The 17,050-nt window shown below is 60.0% G+C and carries 20 protein-coding genes; 11 read left to right on the forward strand and 9 right to left on the reverse strand.

The features are described 5' to 3' along the window. Positions 1–5: 5 nt before the first annotated feature. From KGB14_RS16365 to KGB14_RS16375, 3 genes are all read right to left on the reverse strand, one after another. Positions 6–764: a segregation and condensation protein A gene (locus KGB14_RS16365; RefSeq protein ID WP_223487836.1), complete on the reverse strand. Its 759-nt coding sequence runs from the start codon at positions 762–764 to the stop codon at positions 6–8. A gap of 60 nt (positions 765–824) precedes the next feature. Beyond that, positions 825–1,454 (reverse strand): L-threonylcarbamoyladenylate synthase, encoded by a 630-nt coding sequence (locus KGB14_RS16370; RefSeq protein WP_223487807.1) that lies wholly within the window; start codon positions 1,452–1,454, stop codon positions 825–827. 166 nt (positions 1,455–1,620) lie between these two features. Next, positions 1,621–2,469: a PHP domain-containing protein gene (locus KGB14_RS16375; RefSeq protein WP_223487808.1), complete on the reverse strand. Its 849-nt coding sequence runs from the start codon at positions 2,467–2,469 to the stop codon at positions 1,621–1,623. Between the two features lie 87 nt (positions 2,470–2,556). On the opposite strand from KGB14_RS16375, the gene KGB14_RS16380 reads away from it, so the two are divergent. The 6 genes from KGB14_RS16380 to KGB14_RS16405 all read left to right on the forward strand — a co-directional run bounded on the left by KGB14_RS16380 (position 2,557) and on the right by KGB14_RS16405 (position 6,893). Further along, positions 2,557–3,153: a septation protein A gene (locus KGB14_RS16380; RefSeq protein ID WP_123360256.1), complete on the forward strand. Its 597-nt coding sequence runs from the start codon at positions 2,557–2,559 to the stop codon at positions 3,151–3,153. Between the two features lies 1 nt (position 3,154). Beyond that, entirely contained in the window at positions 3,155–3,454 is a 300-nt protein-coding gene (locus tag KGB14_RS16385; RefSeq protein WP_223487809.1) for a YciI family protein, read from the forward strand. 110 nt (positions 3,455–3,564) lie between these two features. After that, positions 3,565–3,975, forward strand: coding sequence for a translation initiation factor 2 (locus tag KGB14_RS16390; RefSeq protein WP_223487810.1), 411 nt, complete (start codon positions 3,565–3,567; stop codon positions 3,973–3,975). Positions 3,976–3,982: 7 nt separating this feature from the next. Beyond that, positions 3,983–4,660, forward strand: coding sequence for a response regulator transcription factor (locus KGB14_RS16395; RefSeq protein WP_223487811.1), 678 nt, complete (start codon positions 3,983–3,985; stop codon positions 4,658–4,660). 267 nt (positions 4,661–4,927) lie between these two features. After that, on the forward strand, positions 4,928–5,377 hold the full coding sequence (locus KGB14_RS16400; RefSeq protein ID WP_223487812.1) for a Spy/CpxP family protein refolding chaperone: 450 nt from the start codon (positions 4,928–4,930) through the stop codon (positions 5,375–5,377). A gap of 175 nt (positions 5,378–5,552) precedes the next feature. Then, positions 5,553–6,893: a sensor histidine kinase gene (locus KGB14_RS16405; protein WP_223487813.1), complete on the forward strand. Its 1,341-nt coding sequence runs from the start codon at positions 5,553–5,555 to the stop codon at positions 6,891–6,893. 117 nt (positions 6,894–7,010) lie between these two features. On the opposite strand, the gene KGB14_RS16410 is transcribed toward KGB14_RS16405, so the two are convergent. After that, a complete protein-coding gene (locus KGB14_RS16410) occupies positions 7,011–7,577 on the reverse strand; it encodes a nitroreductase family protein (protein WP_223487814.1) in 567 nt (188 codons plus the stop codon). Positions 7,578–7,699: 122 nt separating this feature from the next. Between KGB14_RS16410 and KGB14_RS16415 the strand changes: the two genes are divergently transcribed. Further along, positions 7,700–9,154 (forward strand): TrkH family potassium uptake protein, encoded by a 1,455-nt coding sequence (locus tag KGB14_RS16415; RefSeq protein WP_223487815.1) that lies wholly within the window; start codon positions 7,700–7,702, stop codon positions 9,152–9,154. On the opposite strand, the gene KGB14_RS16420 is transcribed toward KGB14_RS16415, so the two are convergent. After that, entirely contained in the window at positions 9,111–10,172 is a 1,062-nt protein-coding gene (locus tag KGB14_RS16420) for an AraC family transcriptional regulator (protein WP_223487816.1), read from the reverse strand. The genes KGB14_RS16415 and KGB14_RS16420 overlap by 44 nt on opposite strands. A gap of 157 nt (positions 10,173–10,329) precedes the next feature. Between KGB14_RS16420 and KGB14_RS16425 the strand changes: the two genes are divergently transcribed. Both KGB14_RS16425 and KGB14_RS16430 read left to right on the forward strand, forming a co-directional pair. Continuing rightward, complete coding sequence (locus KGB14_RS16425) at positions 10,330–10,641, forward strand: Mpo1-like protein (RefSeq protein ID WP_223487817.1); 312 nt, start codon at positions 10,330–10,332, stop codon at positions 10,639–10,641. A gap of 99 nt (positions 10,642–10,740) precedes the next feature. Continuing rightward, positions 10,741–11,331: an HD domain-containing protein gene (locus KGB14_RS16430; RefSeq protein ID WP_223487818.1), complete on the forward strand. Its 591-nt coding sequence runs from the start codon at positions 10,741–10,743 to the stop codon at positions 11,329–11,331. Between the two features lie 80 nt (positions 11,332–11,411). Here the strand turns inward: KGB14_RS16430 and KGB14_RS16435 are convergent, their stop codons facing one another. Continuing rightward, positions 11,412–12,227 carry a UDP-2,3-diacylglucosamine diphosphatase gene (locus tag KGB14_RS16435; RefSeq protein ID WP_223487819.1) on the reverse strand — a complete coding sequence of 272 codons (816 nt, stop codon included), beginning with the start codon at positions 12,225–12,227 and terminating at the stop codon, positions 11,412–11,414. Between the two features lie 136 nt (positions 12,228–12,363). Between KGB14_RS16435 and KGB14_RS16440 the strand changes: the two genes are divergently transcribed. Next, the gene (locus tag KGB14_RS16440; RefSeq protein ID WP_223487820.1) at positions 12,364–13,122 is read left to right on the forward strand and encodes a helix-turn-helix transcriptional regulator; all 759 of its coding nucleotides are present in this window, start codon (positions 12,364–12,366) and stop codon (positions 13,120–13,122) included. Positions 13,123–13,278: 156 nt separating this feature from the next. Next, positions 13,279–14,172 (forward strand): DMT family transporter, encoded by an 894-nt coding sequence (locus KGB14_RS16445; RefSeq protein ID WP_223487821.1) that lies wholly within the window; start codon positions 13,279–13,281, stop codon positions 14,170–14,172. Here KGB14_RS16445 and KGB14_RS16450 read toward each other — a convergent pair. The 3 genes from KGB14_RS16450 to KGB14_RS16460 form a co-directional block, all read right to left on the reverse strand. Continuing rightward, positions 14,166–14,453, reverse strand: coding sequence for a SelT/SelW/SelH family protein (locus KGB14_RS16450; protein WP_223487822.1), 288 nt, complete (start codon positions 14,451–14,453; stop codon positions 14,166–14,168). The two genes, KGB14_RS16445 and KGB14_RS16450, sit on opposite strands and share 7 nt — an antisense overlap. Before the next feature lie 135 nt (positions 14,454–14,588). Next, a complete protein-coding gene (locus KGB14_RS16455; protein ID WP_223487823.1) occupies positions 14,589–16,385 on the reverse strand; it encodes a FimV/HubP family polar landmark protein in 1,797 nt (598 codons plus the stop codon). 128 nt (positions 16,386–16,513) lie between these two features. Continuing rightward, positions 16,514–16,948: a MarR family transcriptional regulator gene (locus KGB14_RS16460; RefSeq protein WP_007895007.1), complete on the reverse strand. Its 435-nt coding sequence runs from the start codon at positions 16,946–16,948 to the stop codon at positions 16,514–16,516. Between the last annotated feature and the right edge of the window lie 102 nt (positions 16,949–17,050).

Below are 17,050 nucleotides of genomic sequence, written 5' to 3' on the forward strand. Positions count from 1 at the left end.
ACTCGTTATTCGGCTCGGGCCCGGACATGGATCGCCGCGAACGGCTCATTCTGCACCAGCTCGACCAAGGATTCCTTGACCAGTTCGAGGATCGCCATAAAGGTCACCACCACCCCCAGGCGCCCTTCTTCGGCGGTGAACAACTCGACAAAGGGTACAAAACCGCCGCCCTTGAGTCGCTCCAGCACATCGCTCATACGCTCGCGGGTGGACAATGCCTCGCGACTGACCTGGTGGCTTTCGAACATGTCGCCGCGGCGCAGGACCTCGGCCATGGACATCAGCAACTCTGCCAGACGCACATCCGGCAACAGCTTGCGCGCTCGTGCCTCCGGGGCATCGAGCTTGGGCACCACCACGTCACGGCCCACGCGGCTCAGGCCATCAATGCCTTCGGCGGCAGCCTTGAAGCGTTCGTATTCCTGCAGACGACGGATCAGTTCGGCGCGGGGGTCGTCTTCTTCATCTTCAATCGTTTCGGCCCGTGGCAGCAGCATCCGCGATTTGATCTCGGCGAGCATCGCGGCCATCACCAGGTACTCGGCGGCCAACTCCAGGCGCACCGACTGCATCAACTCGACATAGCCCATGTACTGACGGGTGATTTCCGCCACCGGGATGTCGAGGATGTTGATGTTCTGTTTGCGGATCAGGTACAGCAGCAGGTCGAGCGGGCCTTCGAAGGCCTCGAGAAAAACCTCGAGCGCATCCGGCGGGATGTACAGGTCCAGCGGCATTTCCATGACCGCCTGGCCATAGACCATGGCGAAAGGCAGTTCTTGCTGGGCTCCGGCCTGGCTGTCGACGGGTTCTACTGCAGACATCTAGGCCTCGGCCATGAAGGGCGCAGGATCGCCGCAACCGACGCGGATGACTTCCGGCTCGCCGTCGGCGAGGTTGATCACGGTGGAGGCCTTGATCCCGCCGAAACCGCCGTCAATGATCAGGTCCACCTGATGTTCCAGCAACTGACGCATTTCGTAGGGATCGGTCAACGGGTCGGTGTCGCCGGGCATGATCAGGGTCACGCTCATCAGCGGCTCGCCAAGTTCTTCCAGCAGCGCCAGGGCAATCGGATGACTCGGCACGCGCAGGCCAATGGTGCGTTTTTTCGGATGCAGCAACAACCGCGGGACTTCGCGGGTGGCGTTGAGAATGAAGGTGTAAGGCCCTGGCAAGTGAGCCTTGAGCAAACGGAAGGTGCCGGTGTCGATCTTGGCAAACAGCCCCAACTGCGACAGGTCGCTGCAAATCAGCGCGAAATTGTGCTTCTCATCCAGCTGACGCAGCCGGCGCACGCGTTCCACGGCGTTCTTGTCGCCGATCTGGCAACCAATGGCGTAGGACGAGTCTGTGGGATAAATCACCACCCCGCCGCTGCGGATGATCTCGACAGCCTGTTTGATCAGGCGTGCTTGCGGGTTTTCCGGATGAATCTGGAAAAATTGACTCACATTGTCTACCTGTTCAGACGACGGCAATACTGATGGCGTGAAAACTACTGCACTCGACAATTCTGCGTCAAAAACAGGCTCGGAATGCTCATTTACAAGATGTAAACTCCGCTTCCTCGCCTGTTTTTTCCTTGCCTTGCCTTCGCTCGTCACGTTTTCACATCCATCAGACTAAGGATTTGAATCGACACCACAGTGGTGGCAGATCCTCCGGGAGCGGGCGGTATTCACCGATCTCGGACCAGCCTCCAGGGCCATGAAAATCACTGCCGGCGCTGACCAGCAGACCAAACTCACGGGCAAGAATCGCCAGGCTGCCCACCTGTTCGGCGGGCTGATGGCCATTGACCACCTCTATGGCGTGGCCCCCTGCTTGAATATAGTCAGAAATCAGGCGGCGACGCTTGCTGCGAGTGAAATCGTAGTGCCAAGGATGCGCCAGGCTGACCCAGGCACCCGCGGCGCGCAGGGTTTCGACCGTGTCCTCCAGGGTCGGCCAGTGTTGCTTGACGTCCCCCAGCTTGCCGGCGCCCAGCCATTTGCGGAACGCTTCGGCGCGATCCTTGACGAAACCTTCGCGCACCATCCAGTCGGCGAAGTGCGGACGGGCTGGCGCGTTACCGCTGTCGCCCAGCTCCTGTTGAATGGCCCGGGCACCGTCAAGCGCCCCCGGCATGCCTTTTAACGCCAACTTGCGGCCTATTTCTTCGGACCGTAGCCAACGGCCATCGTGCAATTTTGCGATCGCCTCGACCAACGGTTTGGCATTCACGTCGAAACCATAGCCCAGCACGTGAATGGTCGCCCCGCCCCAGGTGCAGGACAATTCGACGCCATTGACCAGTTGCATCCCCAGCGCCGTCGCGGCGTGACGGGCCTCATCGAGGCCTTCAAGTGTATCGTGATCGGTCAAGGCCAGGACTCGCACGCCTTTCTCGAACGCACGCGCAACCAGTACCGCAGGCGCGAGGGCGCCATCGGAAGCCGTGCTATGGCAGTGCAAATCAACATTCACAGGACTGTGTCACCTCAAATCAGCTGGCGCTATCGCGCGCCCATATGTTTGTTATTATGCCGCCACATCCTGCTTCTGGCTGCCACTGTGAAACAATTCATCGACTTCATCCCGCTTCTGCTGTTTTTCATCGTATTCAAAATCGATCCTCGGGTCGTCGACATTGGCGGTCATCAACTGACTGTCGGTGGTATCTACAGCGCCACTGCGATGCTGATCATCAGCTCCCTGGTCGTTTACGGCACACTGTTCATCAAGCAGCGCAAGCTGGAGAAGAGCCAGTGGCTGACCCTCATCGCCTGCCTGGTCTTCGGCAGCCTGACCCTGGCGTTCCACAGTGAAACGTTTCTGAAATGGAAAGCCCCGGTGGTCAACTGGCTGTTCGCCCTCGCGTTCATCGGCAGCCACTTCGTCGGTGATCAACTGCTGATCAAACGCATCATGGGCCACGCGCTGACCCTGCCGGAGCCGGTCTGGACCCGTCTGAACATCGCCTGGATCGGCTTTTTCCTGTTTTGCGGCGCCGCCAACCTGTTCGTCGCGTTCACGTTCCAGAGCTACTGGGTAGACTTCAAGGTCTTCGGCAGCCTGGGCATGACTTTGCTGTTCCTGGTCGGCCAGGGCATCTACCTGTCCCGCCACTTGCACGACGCCGACACCACAACGCCAAAAACCGAGGACTGACATGCTTTACGCAATCATTGCCACAGACGTCGCCAACTCCCTGGAAGCCCGCCTGGCCGCACGGCCTGCACACCTTGAGCGTCTGCAAGTGCTCAAAGGCGAAGGCCGCATCGTACTGGCCGGCCCGCACCCGGCCGTCGACAGCAATGATCCGGGCGCAGCGGGTTTCACCGGCAGCCTGATCATCGCCGAATTCGATTCGCTGAGCGCCGCAAAAGCCTGGGCCGACGCCGACCCGTACGTTGCCGCGGGCGTCTACGCCAATGTTTCGGTCAAGCCATTCAAGCAAGTCCTGCCATAAAGTTCTCGCGCGCGATGAGTCTTGTCGATTCATCGCGCGTTCAATCACTCATTATTCTCGTTTACCGGCCGACAACCTGCCCAATACTCGTATTGGAATCAGGAGTTGCGATGCGCAAAGGTCCGTTGTGTCTGATGTTGGTGACGTTGTCGATCATGGCGCCCGCCCACGGCGAAGAAAGCGCCGAAGGTGGCAACTCGACGCCGCTGTCCCTGAGCGCCGGCAGCCAGATCACCGAGTTACAGCAGCGCTTGAAGGCAAGCGAACAGCAACGAGAAGCACTGAGCAAACAATTGCAAAATACTGATGGCGAACGCGAAAGCGTTCAGCTGAACCGGTTGCGCCAAGAGAACCAGCGCTTGAAGCTGCAACTCAAGGAAACCCTGGCCAGCCCACTGCCGCGGCTGCTGACTGATCAACAGCAGTGGTTCGTTATTGGCGCCGGAGTAGCGCTATTGGCCCTGCTCTGCGGTATCTTCGCCAGTGGTGCACGTAGAACACGTCGGCAATGGCTAAATTGAGTGAGTCATGAGCGAGCTGTTATTAATTGATGATGACCAGGAGCTGTGTGAGCTTCTGAGTAGTTGGCTGAGCCAGGAGGGCTTTCAGGTCCGCGCCTGCCATGACGGCCAGAGCGCCCGTCGTGCGCTGGCCGAAACGTCCCCCGCGGCCGTGGTGCTGGACGTGATGCTGCCGGACGGCAGCGGCCTGGAACTGCTCAAGCAACTGCGCAGCGACCATCCGGAGTTGCCGGTGCTGATGCTCTCGGCCCGTGGCGAACCGCTGGACCGCATTCTCGGCCTGGAACTCGGTGCCGACGATTACCTGGCCAAGCCGTGCGACCCCCGGGAACTGACAGCCCGCCTGCGCGCGGTATTGCGCCGCAGTCATCCGACGGCAGTCTCCAGCCAGCTCGAACTGGGGGATTTGTGCTTCAGCCCGGTGCGTGGCGTGGTCAGTATCGATGAACAGGAATTCACCCTCACGGTCTCCGAAAGTCGTCTGCTTGAAGCCCTGCTCAAGCAACCCGGCGAGCCGCTGGATAAACAGGAACTGGCGCAAATCGCCCTCGGTCGCAAACTGACCCTGTACGACCGCAGCCTGGACATGCACGTGAGCAATCTGCGCAAAAAAATCGGCCCGCACCCCGATGGCCGCCCGCGCATCGTCGCGCTGCGCAGCCGCGGTTACTATTACAGCCTCTGAATCCGAACGCGATGTGATCTGCGACCACCTCCGTAGGAGCTGCCGCAGGCTGCGATCTTTTGATCTTGTTCCTGGCCGGCAAAAGCAAAATCAAAAGATCGCAGCCTTCGGCAGCTCCTACGCCGGACCGTGGTGCATCGAGGAATTGTCAGGCAGGTAGAAAATCGTCTTTACCCAAGCTTTACGCTCCGCTGACCGCCGCTGACCTTGATCTGCGTAATCTGTACTCATCCGGAACGTACCGGGAACGAGACAAGGAGATACACCATGCGCAAGACTCTTATCGCTCTGATGTTCGCTGCCGCCCTGCCGACCGTTGCCATGGCCGCGCCTGAAGGCGCAGGCCCGATGGGTGATCACATGGACGGCTCACGCCACGGCGGTCAGATGTATGGCATGCATGGTAAAGGCCCATACAGCCAGTTGGACCTGAGCCGCGAACAGCGCGAGCAGATCCGCAAGATCATGGGCGAGCAGATGCACGAGCGTCAGCAGTTGGTCGACAAGTACCTGGAAAAACTCTCCCCAGCCGACCAGAAAGCCCTGAAAGACGAGATGGCGGCCAAGCACAAGAAAGCCGAAGCCGACGTTCGCGCGCTGCTGAAACCGGATCAACAGAAGCAATTCGACGAGATCCAGAAGAAACAGGCGGAGCGCCGCGCCGAATGGGCCGAGTTCAAGGCCTGGAAAGCGCAGCAACAGCAAAAGGCGCAATAATGCGCTAACCCCCGGACCCAACGGCTAAACCCCGTTGGGCCTGTTGCCACTCAATTTAATGTGGGAGCGAGCCTGCTCGCGATGGCGTCCTTTCAGTCACGTTGATGTTGAATGTGCCGACGCTATCGCGAGCAGGCTCGTTCCCACATGGATTTGCGCTAGTTGAGGATTTTCTGTGCGCTCATTGTTCTGGCGTATCCTGGCCAGCTTCTGGCTGGCCATCGCTCTGGTTGCAGGGCTCTCCATTCTGCTCGGGCATATGCTCAACCAGGACGCGTGGATTCTCAGTCGCCACCCGGGCCTCAATACGCTGGCCGAACAGTGGACGCAAACCTACGAAAGCCAGGGCGAAGAAGCCGCCCAGGACATTCTGGAGCAGCGCAAGCGCCAGTATCATATCGACGTTCAGGTGCTCAACGAGACCGGTGACCCGGTCGTACGCGGCACCTTCCCCCGGCGGGCGGCGGCCTTCGAAGCGCGGCAGAACAATAATGATCGGCGCCTGCCGTGGCGTCGTCTGACCGATGAATACACCAGCGCCAAAACGGGCGACACCTACCTGCTGATCTACCGCATTCCGCACCCGGAGCTGGACGCCTGGCACCGTGAAAGCCTGCTTTGGCCGTTGAGTGCGCTGGGTATCGCCCTGGTGGTGCTGACCCTGTTCAGCCTGCTGGTGACCTTTTCCATTACCCGACCGCTGAGCCGTTTGCGCGGCGCGGTGCATGACCTCGGGCAGACGACGTATCAGCAAAACAGCCTGGCGCAACTGGCCAATCGGCGCGATGAATTCGGCGTGCTGGCCAACGACTTCAACCGCATGGGTGCGCGTCTGCAAAGCCTGATCGGCAGCCAGCGGCAATTGCTGCGGGACGTGTCCCACGAGTTGCGTTCGCCCTTGGCCCGGCTGCGCATTGCATTGGCACTGGCCGAGCGGGCCAATCCTGAAGAACGGGAAAAACTCTGGCCACGCCTGACCCGTGAATGCGATCGACTGGAAGCGCTGATCAGCGAAATCCTGGTGTTGGCGCGAGTCGATGCCGACAACGCCAGTGCCGAAGAGGTGGACCTCAATGCGCTGCTCAATACCTTGCAGAAGGACGCTCAACTGGGCTCGCCAGAGCAGAACGTGCGCCTTGAGGCCGAGCCTCAACTGAACCTCAAAGGCTGGCCGACCATGATCGAGCGCGCCGTGGACAACCTGCTGCGCAATGCCCAGCGTTTTAACCCGGTCGGGCAACCGATCGAAATGCAGGCGTCGCGTCAAGGCGACAGGATTGTGGTCAGCGTGCGCGACCATGGCCCCGGCGTAGAGGCCGAGCATTTGAATCAACTGGGGGAGCCCTTCTATCGGGCACCGGGGCAGACAACGGCCGGGCATGGCCTTGGGCTGGCCATTGCACGACGCGCGGCGGAACGACATGGCGGCAGTCTGATGCTGGCCAATCATCCGGAGGGCGGGTTTATTGCCAGCCTGGAATTGCCATTGGTGCCGGGGGCGGTGGTGCAGCCGTAAGTGCAGTGGTGATGCAAAAAGATCGCAGCCTCGTTTCACTCGACAGCTCCTACAGGGATATCTGTACATGTAGGAGCTGTCGAGTGAAACGAGGCTGCGATCTTTTGATCTTCCGCTTCAGGCCTTACCGGGCCAGGCGCTGACGAACTCGGTCAAATCAACCTTCTCCGCAACACGCGGTTCTTTCTGCGGCGTACCGAGATAAAGGAACGCAATCACCTCTTCCCCTTCCGCCAGCCCCAAGCCTTTAGCCACATGCTCCGAATACGCCAGCTCTCCGGTGCGCCACACCGCGCCAATGCCCTGCGCATAGGCCGCCAGTAAAATCCCGTGAGCCGCACAGCCTGCCGCCAACAGTTGTTCGGACTTCGGATATTTGACGTGCTCCTGCAAACGCGCAATCACCACAACCACCAGCGGCGCACGCAATGGACCGTTACGCGCCTTGTCCAGCAAGGCCTCGGACACATTACTGTCTTGCAGCTTCGCCGCTTCGGCCAGCAACTCGCCCATTTGCTCGCGCGCCGCGCCTTCGACTGTCAGGAAGCGCCAAGGCTGCAGATGGCCGTGGTCTGGTGCGCGCATCGCGGCGGCAAACAGCACTTCCCGTTGCTCGGCGGTAGGCGACGGATCGAGCAGTCGTGGAACGGAAACACGGTTGAGCAAAGCGTCGAGAGCCTGCATCGGCCAACTCCTGTAAAAAATGTTTGGCTATTCTAGCGAGAACCCGTCCGGGCTGCCGGTTTACATGACCTGCCCCACAGGTAGAATGGCGCCCTTCCACTATTTCAGCCCGAGCGGACTTCATGGCGTTGCCGACCTTACGGATCATTGGTTTCATCATCGGCATCTTCCTGATCACGCTGTCCATCGCCATGGTCGTGCCCATGGTCACCCTGGTGATCTTCGAACGCACCAGTGACCTGCCGTCGTTTCTCTGGGCCAGCATGATCACCTTTGTCGCCGGCCTGGCCCTGGTGATTCCGGGACGCCCCGAGCACATCCACCTACGCCCGCGAGACATGTACCTGCTGACCGTCAGCAGCTGGCTGGTGGTGTGCATCTTCGCCGCCCTGCCGTTCCTGCTGACCCAGCACATCAGCTACACCGACTCGTTTTTCGAAAGCATGTCCGGCATCACCGCCACCGGTTCGACGGTGCTCACTGGCCTGGACAGCATGTCCCCCGGCATCCTGATATGGCGTTCATTGCTGCACTGGATCGGCGGCATCGGCTTTATCGGCATGGCGGTAGCGATTCTGCCACTGCTGCGCATCGGTGGCATGCGGCTGTTTCAGACTGAGTCGTCGGACCGTTCCGAAAAGGTCATGCCCCGTTCGCACATGGTGGCGCGTTTGATCGTTGCGGCCTACGTCGGTATCACCATTTTCGGCAGCCTGGCGTTCTGGTGGGCCGGGATGAGCCCGTTCGATGCAATCAATCACGCGATGTCGGCGATTTCCACCGGCGGCTTTTCCACCTCCGACCAGTCTTTGGCCAAGTGGCCGGAGCCTGCGGTGCATTGGGTCGCGATCGTCATCATGATTCTCGGTGCCCTGCCGTTCACCCTGTATGTCGCCATGTTGCGCGGTAACCGTCGGGCACTGATCAAGGATGAACAGGTTCAGGGCCTGCTCGGTATGTTGCTGGTGACCTGGCTGGTACTCGGCACCTGGTACTGGTGGACCACCCAACTGCACTGGCTGGAAGCCTTGCGGCATGTGGCGCTGAACGTGACGTCGGTGGTGACCACCACCGGTTTTGCACTGGGGGACTACAGCCTCTGGGGCAATTTCTCGCTGATGCTGTTCTTCTATCTGGGGTTTGTCGGCGGCTGTTCGGGCTCGACCGCTGGCGGGATCAAGATTTTCCGCTTCCAGGTCGCCTACATTTTGCTCAAGGCCAACCTTAACCAGTTGATACACCCGCGTGCGGTGATCAAGCAGAAATACAACGGCCACCGTCTCGACGAAGAGATCGTGCGCTCGATCCTGACCTTTTCGTTCTTCTTCGCCATCACCATTTGCGTCATCGCATTGCTGCTGTCGCTACTGGGCGTGGACTGGATGACGGCCCTGACCGGCGCGGCCAGCACGGTGTCCGGCGTCGGCCCGGGGCTCGGCGAAACGATCGGCCCGGCCGGTAACTTCGCCAGCCTGCCGGATGCCGCGAAGTGGATTCTCTCGTTCGGCATGCTATTGGGCCGGCTGGAGATCATTACGGTGTTTGTTCTGTGTATCCCTGCGTTCTGGCGTCACTGATCCGCATGGGCGCTTCCGTCAGCCTCGCCCGGTATTCGCCGGGGGTGGTATCGAACCAGCGCCGGAAGGCGCGGAAGAAGTTGCTCGGATCGGCAAACCCCAGCAGGTAGGCAATTTCCAGCAGGGTCATGTTCGGTTGCGCCAGGTATTGCTCGGCCAGTTCACGCCGGGTGTCATCCAGCAACGTCTGAAAACTCGTGCCCTCTTCCTGCAAACGGCGCTGCAAGGTGCGTTGCGACAAGTGCAGCATCTGGGCTACCGCATCGCGCTTGGGTTCGCCCTGGGGCAGCAAACGGCATAACACCTGCCGTGCGTTGTGGGTCACGCGGCTCTCGGAAAACCGCGCCAGGTATTCGCCGGCAAACCGGTCGTGCAACCGCGCCATGGCCTCGTTGGCGGTGGGCAGCGGCGCCTCCATGTCAGCGCGCTCGAAGATCAAGGCGTCATACGGCGCGTTGAACATCAACGGGGCATGGAAGGCTTGTTTATAGGGTTCAAGATCAACGGGGTCATCGCCTTGCAGCAAGACCTTGCGCGGCTGGAGCGTGCGGCCGGTCAGCCAGCCGCAGAGTGCCAGGGCGCAGGCCATCGATGCTTCGGCGCTCTGTCGGGTCGGTGGCAGGTGATCGCCATGGACCGTCAGAATCAGCGCATACCCCTCATCCAGCAATCGGACACTCAGGTCGGCACTTTCAGCAATGATTCGCTGATAACGCACCAGACGCTGAAAACCTTCGGCCAGCGTCCGGCTAGACATCAACGCGTAACCGGCGACATGGAAGGACGCCGGTCGCACCACCTTGCCCATGTTCAGGCCGATTGCCGGGTTGCCGGACAGCTCGACCGCGCGCTGCCAGAGCCGCGTCATGGAATCTTGCGGGAAGCGCGCATCCAGATCATCCAGTGCCGCATAGTCGAGCCCTAGCTGTTTGAACAGAACCCGGCAATCCAGGCCATCCATTTCCAGTGCTTTGACAATCCCCATCGCCCAGCTTGCAGAAGTCGTTCGTTCGCTCATGGCGTTCACTACGTGATGGCCGCATGCCACGACCCATTTCCGAAGGATACTAAAGTGGCGCCTATTGTCACTGTCTGATGCCAATGATCACTCTAGACTTAAATAAGCTACCCGCAGAACAACTTGCAGCCCGCCTAAAACCACAGAGATCGCAGTCGTGGAAAACATCAAGCGTTTCAACAACTTCGCTGAGTTTTACCCGTACTACCTCAGTGAACACCGCAACAGCACTTGCCGACGATTGCACTTTGTCGGCACCTCGCTGGTTATTTTCATTCTGGCGCTGATCGTCGGCATAGGCGCATGGTGGATGTTGCTGGCCCTGCCAATGGCCGGTTATGCCTTCGCCTGGACCGGGCATTTCTTCTTCGAGAAGAATCGTCCTGCAACCTTCCGGCATCCCGTTTACAGCCTGCTCGGCGATTTCGTCATGTACCGCGACATGATTCTGGGTCGCGTGCCGTTCTAGGCTCCAATGGCCACAAAAGCGTCCCGTGCAGCCAATGCGGCGCTGGGTTCAGGTCTTACACTTGAAAAATCCCTTTCGATTAGAACAAGAGGATCGCCGATGAATGCCCATGCGCGTTTTACCCACATGCAGGACGGCACGCAGGAAGACTGGGCGATCATTGCCGCAGACTTCAGCGCCTACGCCCGGCAATTGCCCAAACGGATCCTGGCGCACCTGAAGCTACTGGAGGGGGATTTCGGCGGCTTCCCGGTGGATCGTCTGACCCACTCCCTGCAAACCGCCAGCCGTGCCTGGCGCGATGGTCGCGACGAAGAATACGTGGTCTGCGCCCTGCTCCATGACATCGGCGACACGCTGGGTTCCTACAACCACCCGGACATCGCCGCGGCGATCCTCAAGCCGTTCGTCAGCGCCGAGAATCTGTGGATGGTGGAGAAGCACGGGATTTTCCAGGGTTATTACTTCTTCCATCACCTGGGCATGGACCGGCATTTGCGCGAGCAATTCAGCGATCATCCGCAGTATCAGGCGACCATCGAATTTTGCGCCAACTATGATGCGGCGGCGTTTGATCCGGCGTACGACACCCTGCCGCTGAGCTTCTTCGAGCCGATGGTGGAGCGACTGTTTGCGCAGCCAAAGCATTCGATTTACAAGGCGGCGATGGAAGAACACGCGCCAGCCTAAGATCAAAAGATCGCAGCCTTCGGCAGCGCCCACAGGCGCGTAGGAGCTGCCGAAGGCTGCGATCTTTTGATTTTGCTTTTTTATGCCGGCTCAGCGACTTTCACCGCCTTCAACTCCGCCTCACGCGCCTGGGCATCGGCCAATCGATACAACTCGATCGACCCATCCCAATGCTCGATCAGCGCCGTGCACGATTCCACCCAATCTCCGCAATTGAGGTAATCCACCCCGCCGACCTTACGAATCTCGGCATGGTGAATGTGCCCGCACACCACACCATGCAACTCACGCTTGACGCATTCATGGGCGATGGCTTCTTCAAAATCGCTGATGAAGCTGACGGCGGTTTTGACCTTGTGCTTGAGATACGCCGACAGCGACCAGTAACCGTAGCCATAACGGGCACGCCAATGGTTGAGCCAGCGGTTGAGGGTCAGGGTGAATTCGTAGGCCGAGTCGCCGAGAAAGGCCAGCCAGCGGTGGTAACGGGTGATCACATCGAACTGGTCGCCATGAATCACCAGCAGATGACGGCCATCGGCGGTCACGTGCACCGCTTCGTCCACCAGCTGGATGTTGCCCAGCATCAGCTTGGAATAACGGCGCAGAAATTCGTCGTGGTTGCCGGTGACGTAGATCACTTCCGTGCCGCGCTTGCTCATGGTCAGCAGGCGACGAATCACATTGGTGTGCGCCTGGGGCCAATACATGCCGCTGCGCAGTTTCCAGCCGTCGATGATGTCACCGACCAGGTAAATCTTGTCGGCGTGGTAGCCCTTGAGAAAGTGCGCCAGGTGTTCGGCCTGGCAGTCCCGGGTGCCTAAATGCACGTCGGAAATCCACAAGGTCCGCACACGTTGCTTACGGCTGGGTTTGGCGAGCTCGGCGCTGGTCATGGGCAACCCTCTGGACAAGTTTTGGCAAGCTTGCGCCGGTCGGGTTAATTGCCCATGACAGTGGCGAGTCAGTCGTGTGACAGCGCGAGCCGGCCCGCACCCGGTGTAGACTGGCGACCTGCACAGGAGACCTGCGATGAGACCGATCCTCACGCTACGCCAGTACACCCACGACCTGATCGTCCACAGCCACGACCACGCGCAACTGGTGTTCGGACTGTCGGGCGCACTGGATTTCGAGGTCGACGGTCGTGGCAGTCAGGTGGTTCAGCAGAGTTTCGTGGTCGTGCCGTCCGGTTTTCATCATGCCTGTGGCAGCGCCAATGGCAGTCGTTGTCTGGTGCTGGATGTGCCGAGCGACCAATGGGTCTCTCAGTCCCTTGGCGATCACGCCGAGGCCAGCCGCCGCATGCTCGACAACGCCGGGCGCCTGACCCTGAACGCCGGGCAAAGCCAATTGGTCAGTTGGCTGGCGGGGAGTGAGGTCAGTGATCCACTGATCGCCCAGCAAGGCGCAGTGCTGTTGCTGGCCAGCCTGAACAATGCCAAACCCGACAGTGTGGGCGGTCGGCGCCTGCCTTATGCGGCGCTGAATGCTCATATCGATCAATACGCGGCCTATCCACTGCAAGTCGCCGATCTGGCGCGCATTGTCGGGCTGTCCAGCGCGCGGTTGCACGCACGGTTCGTGGCGGAATGCGGGCAGACGCCGATGGACTACATTCGCAGTCGTCGGCTGCACATTGCCGTGGGCTTGTTGCGGGATTCGGCGCTGCCCATTGGCGAGATCGCCTGTCGGGTCGGCTACACATCCCAGAGCGCGTTCGCCGCAGCGGTGTTGCGCGAGTTCGGTGCCTCACCCGGCAAATTGCGCCGCGAGGCTGGCGACAAATGACGCGAGTCTGGCGACAGACACTCGCAATCACATCGTTCATTGTGTAGGAGCTGCCGAAGGCTGCGATCTTTTGATCTTGCTTTTGGAGATCAAGATCAAAAGATCGCAGCCTTCGGCAGCTCCTACACATTTGTTCGTTTGTCGTTAAGGATTGCAATGACTCCCCGTACCGCCCTTGGCGCTCTGCATATCGGTGCACTGATGTTCGGCCTGACCGGCGTGTTCGGTAAACTCGCCGCCGCCTCGCCAGCCATCATCGTGTTTGGCCGTGCCGCGTTTGCCGTCCTCGCCCTGGTGTTTTTCGCACGGTTCGCCAGCAATACCCGTTGGCAGAAACTCGAGGCCGCGGACCTGCGCCGCCTGCTGCTCAGCGGCTTGTTGCTGACCGGGCACTGGGTGAGTTTCTTCATCGCGGTGAAAGTGGCCGGGGTAGCGATTGCGACCCTGGGTTTTGCCAGTTTCCCGGCGTTTACCGTGATCCTCGAAGGGCTGATCTTCCGCGAGCGCATCCGCGCCAACGAAGTCCTGTTGGTGGTGCTGGTCAGCGTCGGATTGGTGTTGGTCACGCCGGAATTCGATCTGGCCAGCGGCGCCACCACCGGCCTGCTATGGGCGGTGGCGTCCGGCTTGCTGTTCGCCCTGCTGTCCCTGACCAACCGTGCCAGTTCCGGGCGAATTCCACCGGTGCAGGCTGCACTGTGCCAGAACGTGGTGGTCGCGATCTGCCTGCTGCCGGTGGCGGCACCGCAGTTGAGCGAAGTGAGCGCCATCGACTGGCTGTGGATCGGCTTGCTCGGGGTGTTCTGCACCGGCGTGGCACACAGCCTGTTCGTCGCCAGCCTGGCGGTGATCAAGGCACGGACCGCGGCAGTGGTGTTCGCGCTGGAGCCGGTTTACGGCATCACTCTGGCCTGGCTGTTGTTCGATGAAAACCCGACCCTGCGCATGCTGATCGGCGGCGCGCTGATCATCGTGGCCATCGTGGTTTCCAGCCGGTTGTCCGGCAGTTCAAGCAAGAACGCCGTGGCGGCAGAAGCCGCGTCTCACTGAGCGCGGTCGTTGTGGCCCAGGTCGCGGTCCGGGTCGATCTGATCGCGGACCCGCTGCTTGAGCACCTTGGCTTCGGGAAAACCGCCGTCGGCCTTGCGCTCCCAGAGCTGCACATCGTCACAGAAAATGTGGAAAACCCCGCCGGTGCCAGGCACCAGGGACACTTTCCCCAGGTCGTCACCGAAAGTGCTGAGCAGTTCCTGGGCCAGCCAGGCGGCACGCAACAGCCATTGGCATTGCGTGCAGTAAGTAATGACGATTTCCGGTTTACGTGCGGTCATGATTGGCAAAACTCCTGAGCCTGAGGGCGGCGCAAAAATGTGAGGCATACCGAAAAGATCGCAGCCTGCGGCAGCTCCTACGGAATGTACGCCATCCCGATGTAGGAGCTGCCGAAGGCTGCGATCTTTTGATCTTCAGCGAATACCGGCCAACAGCGTCCGGGCCGTCTCCTTGAGCGGTTCGTCAGCTTCCTTGAGCAACTCGTTGAGCAGTTCGATAGCACTGTCCAGATCGCCGTCATCAATGCAATTCTGGGCTTGTTCAAGTTTGCCCGCGTTACTCGGCCCGACCGGCTCAAGATCCATCGATTCAGCGCTCAGCGGTTCAAGTTCCAGTGACTGGCCAGGATCGCTGAATTCGTTGAGAAACGTGTCGTCCAGCGACTGTGAGTCAGGTTCGGCGCCCCATTCAAGCTCGGGTTGGTCCAGCGTCGGCTCATCGGGCACTTCGAAGACATCGGGCAACACATGCAGGTTCGAGGTGAACCCGGGCTCATCTGTCTGCGGTGGCTGGTTTGATGGTTGGGTGCTGTTTTCAAAAGGGCTGATCAGGTCCCAATTCGAATCCATCGACAGATCATCGAGGTTCAACTGGAACTCATCGTTAGGCGCAACTTCAGGTGGTGCAATCGGGAGCGGCGTCACTGCCACCGGGGCGACCACCGGTACGGCGCTGATCAGTTTTGGATGGCGAGCGCGGATGTCCTGAAGTTGTTGCTCGTCGAACCCGGCGTCGCGCAGGCTGTTTTCCTGTGCATCATAAGCTTGCACATCACCCTGTTTACCGAGGATTTCCAGCAGTTGCACGGCCAGATCGGTGCGCTGGGGTTCTTTGACCAATGCGTCTCGCAACAAACCGGCCGCTTCGGACAAACGACCATACGCCAGGTAGATCCCGACGCCTTCGAGTACATCACCGGCGGGAGTCTCTTCAGCCGATTCGGCTCGCGGTCGCACCTCGGTGGCCTGCCTGGCCGCTTCATCTGCGCGGCTGAGGACCGGTTCATGGCGCGATGGTAATACGGGTAACGGCTCGGGCAAGGCCTGAACCAACTGCCGCCGGCGTCGAATGAATACCGCGACCGACACCAATGCCACCAGCGCCAGTAACCCGATGATCAGCAGCCACGGAGTCGGTTCCGATTCCTCAACCACAACGGGCGCCGGTGCCGTCACCTGGGGCGCGACCGGCTCTACCGATGCCTGTCTGGCTTCCGTCAATTGGGTTTGCAGCTCGAGCATCTGTTTTTTCTGACCGGCGATTTGCTCGTCCTGCGCCTGAAACTTCGCATTGAGCTCATCGATGGTTTTTTGCAGTTGCTGGTTTTGCAGCACGCTAGTGGCCAGTTGTTCGGCGAGAGGATCAATCACCGGCGCGGCGGCGGGCTTATCGGCGCCGGGTTTGGGCGTCGAATCCTTCAAGGCAGGTGGCGCTGCAACCGCCGGGGTAACGGAGGGGAATGCGGAAGCCTGAGGGCGCGGCGTTGGCTCGTCGCTGGCGGGAACGATCCCTGGCGAGCCCGGCGGATCGATCAGCACCGTGTACTCGTGCAGCAAGCGCCCGTTGGGTTGATTGAGCTGCACCAGAAAATTCAGAAAGGGTTCCTTGACCGGTTTGCTGGAAGTCACCCGGATCAGCCTGCGGTCGCCCCGCAGGATCGGTGTGAACTTCAGATCGTTGAGGAAGAACACCCGCTCGACACCGGCGCGGCTGAACTCGTCTGCTGTGGCCAGGCTGACCGACAGCTCGCCCTCCTCCAGGCCACCGGCGTCCACCAGGGCGATGTCGGCGTTGAAAGGCTGATTCAACGCCGAATGCTGGGTGATCTCACCCAAGCCTAGCGCAGGGGCCAATGCCGAGTAAGTGACGGCACCACCGACCAGCAGCAGCCGGGTGCAACACCGCAATACAACGTGCCAACTCTCGAGCATGAGCATCCCTTAGATAACCAGAACCAACCTGTATGCATTCGCACATCCGGTACGAACACGATATTGCCTAGTAGTTCTTTATAGTCTGCCCAACGGGGTATCTCAAAAGTCTGGCGCCGGGTTGTGCCTCAAGATTTTTCCAGGTTGGCCAGGATGTGCCCGTGGACCCGCATGCAGACCTTCAAATCCGCCTCATCAACGCCCTCGAACAATTCGTGGCGCAATTGAGTGGCAATGGTTTCAATTTGTTCGATCAAGGGCCGGGCCGGGGCGCAGAGGACGATTTTTTTCGCCCGACGGTCTTCCAGCACGGATTGGCGTTGTACCAGGCCCTGACTTTCCAGGCTGTCGAGCAATCGAGCCAGGGTAGGCCCTTCAACGCCGACGCTTTGCGCCAGTTCGCGCTGGGTGGGGGCATCATCGAAACGCGCCAGGTGCAGCAGCACCAGCCAGCGTGCCTGGGACAGACCCAGGCCGGCCAGTCGGCGGTCCAGTTCGGCACGCCAGCCCCGAGACATCTGGGCCAGTTGCATGCCAAAGCGGTGTTGATCGGTTAACGGCATAAAACACTCATGATTAGACTGAAATAGAGAAAAACTAATTATTAGTCAGCTAAGCATGACCTTTGGCTATAGGCAAGGCTTGCTCTGTACTGAATCGTTACA

It is taken from the genome of Pseudomonas sp. A-RE-19 (assembly GCF_019956555.1).
Lineage (GTDB): Bacteria > Pseudomonadota > Gammaproteobacteria > Pseudomonadales > Pseudomonadaceae > Aquipseudomonas.

Coding starts and splice junctions, on each gene's coding strand:
- KGB14_RS16365 (WP_223487836.1), bottom strand. CDS start 764: ATGGTCTATGGCCAGGCGGTCATGGAAATGCCGCTGGACCTGTACATC.
- KGB14_RS16385 (WP_223487809.1), top strand. CDS start 3,155: ATGCTTTACGCAATCATTGCCACAGACGTCGCCAACTCCCTGGAAGCC.
- KGB14_RS16390 (WP_223487810.1), top strand. CDS start 3,565: ATGCGCAAAGGTCCGTTGTGTCTGATGTTGGTGACGTTGTCGATCATG.
- KGB14_RS16395 (WP_223487811.1), top strand. CDS start 3,983: ATGAGCGAGCTGTTATTAATTGATGATGACCAGGAGCTGTGTGAGCTT.
- KGB14_RS16400 (WP_223487812.1), top strand. CDS start 4,928: ATGCGCAAGACTCTTATCGCTCTGATGTTCGCTGCCGCCCTGCCGACC.
- KGB14_RS16410 (WP_223487814.1), bottom strand. CDS start 7,577: ATGCAGGCTCTCGACGCTTTGCTCAACCGTGTTTCCGTTCCACGACTG.
- KGB14_RS16415 (WP_223487815.1), top strand. CDS start 7,700: ATGGCGTTGCCGACCTTACGGATCATTGGTTTCATCATCGGCATCTTC.
- KGB14_RS16420 (WP_223487816.1), bottom strand. CDS start 10,172: ATGAGCGAACGAACGACTTCTGCAAGCTGGGCGATGGGGATTGTCAAA.
- KGB14_RS16430 (WP_223487818.1), top strand. CDS start 10,741: ATGAATGCCCATGCGCGTTTTACCCACATGCAGGACGGCACGCAGGAA.
- KGB14_RS16435 (WP_223487819.1), bottom strand. CDS start 12,227: ATGACCAGCGCCGAGCTCGCCAAACCCAGCCGTAAGCAACGTGTGCGG.
- KGB14_RS16440 (WP_223487820.1), top strand. CDS start 12,364: ATGAGACCGATCCTCACGCTACGCCAGTACACCCACGACCTGATCGTC.
- KGB14_RS16445 (WP_223487821.1), top strand. CDS start 13,279: ATGACTCCCCGTACCGCCCTTGGCGCTCTGCATATCGGTGCACTGATG.
- KGB14_RS16450 (WP_223487822.1), bottom strand. CDS start 14,453: ATGACCGCACGTAAACCGGAAATCGTCATTACTTACTGCACGCAATGC.
- KGB14_RS16455 (WP_223487823.1), bottom strand. CDS start 16,385: ATGCTCGAGAGTTGGCACGTTGTATTGCGGTGTTGCACCCGGCTGCTG.
- KGB14_RS16460 (WP_007895007.1), bottom strand. CDS start 16,948: ATGCCGTTAACCGATCAACACCGCTTTGGCATGCAACTGGCCCAGATG.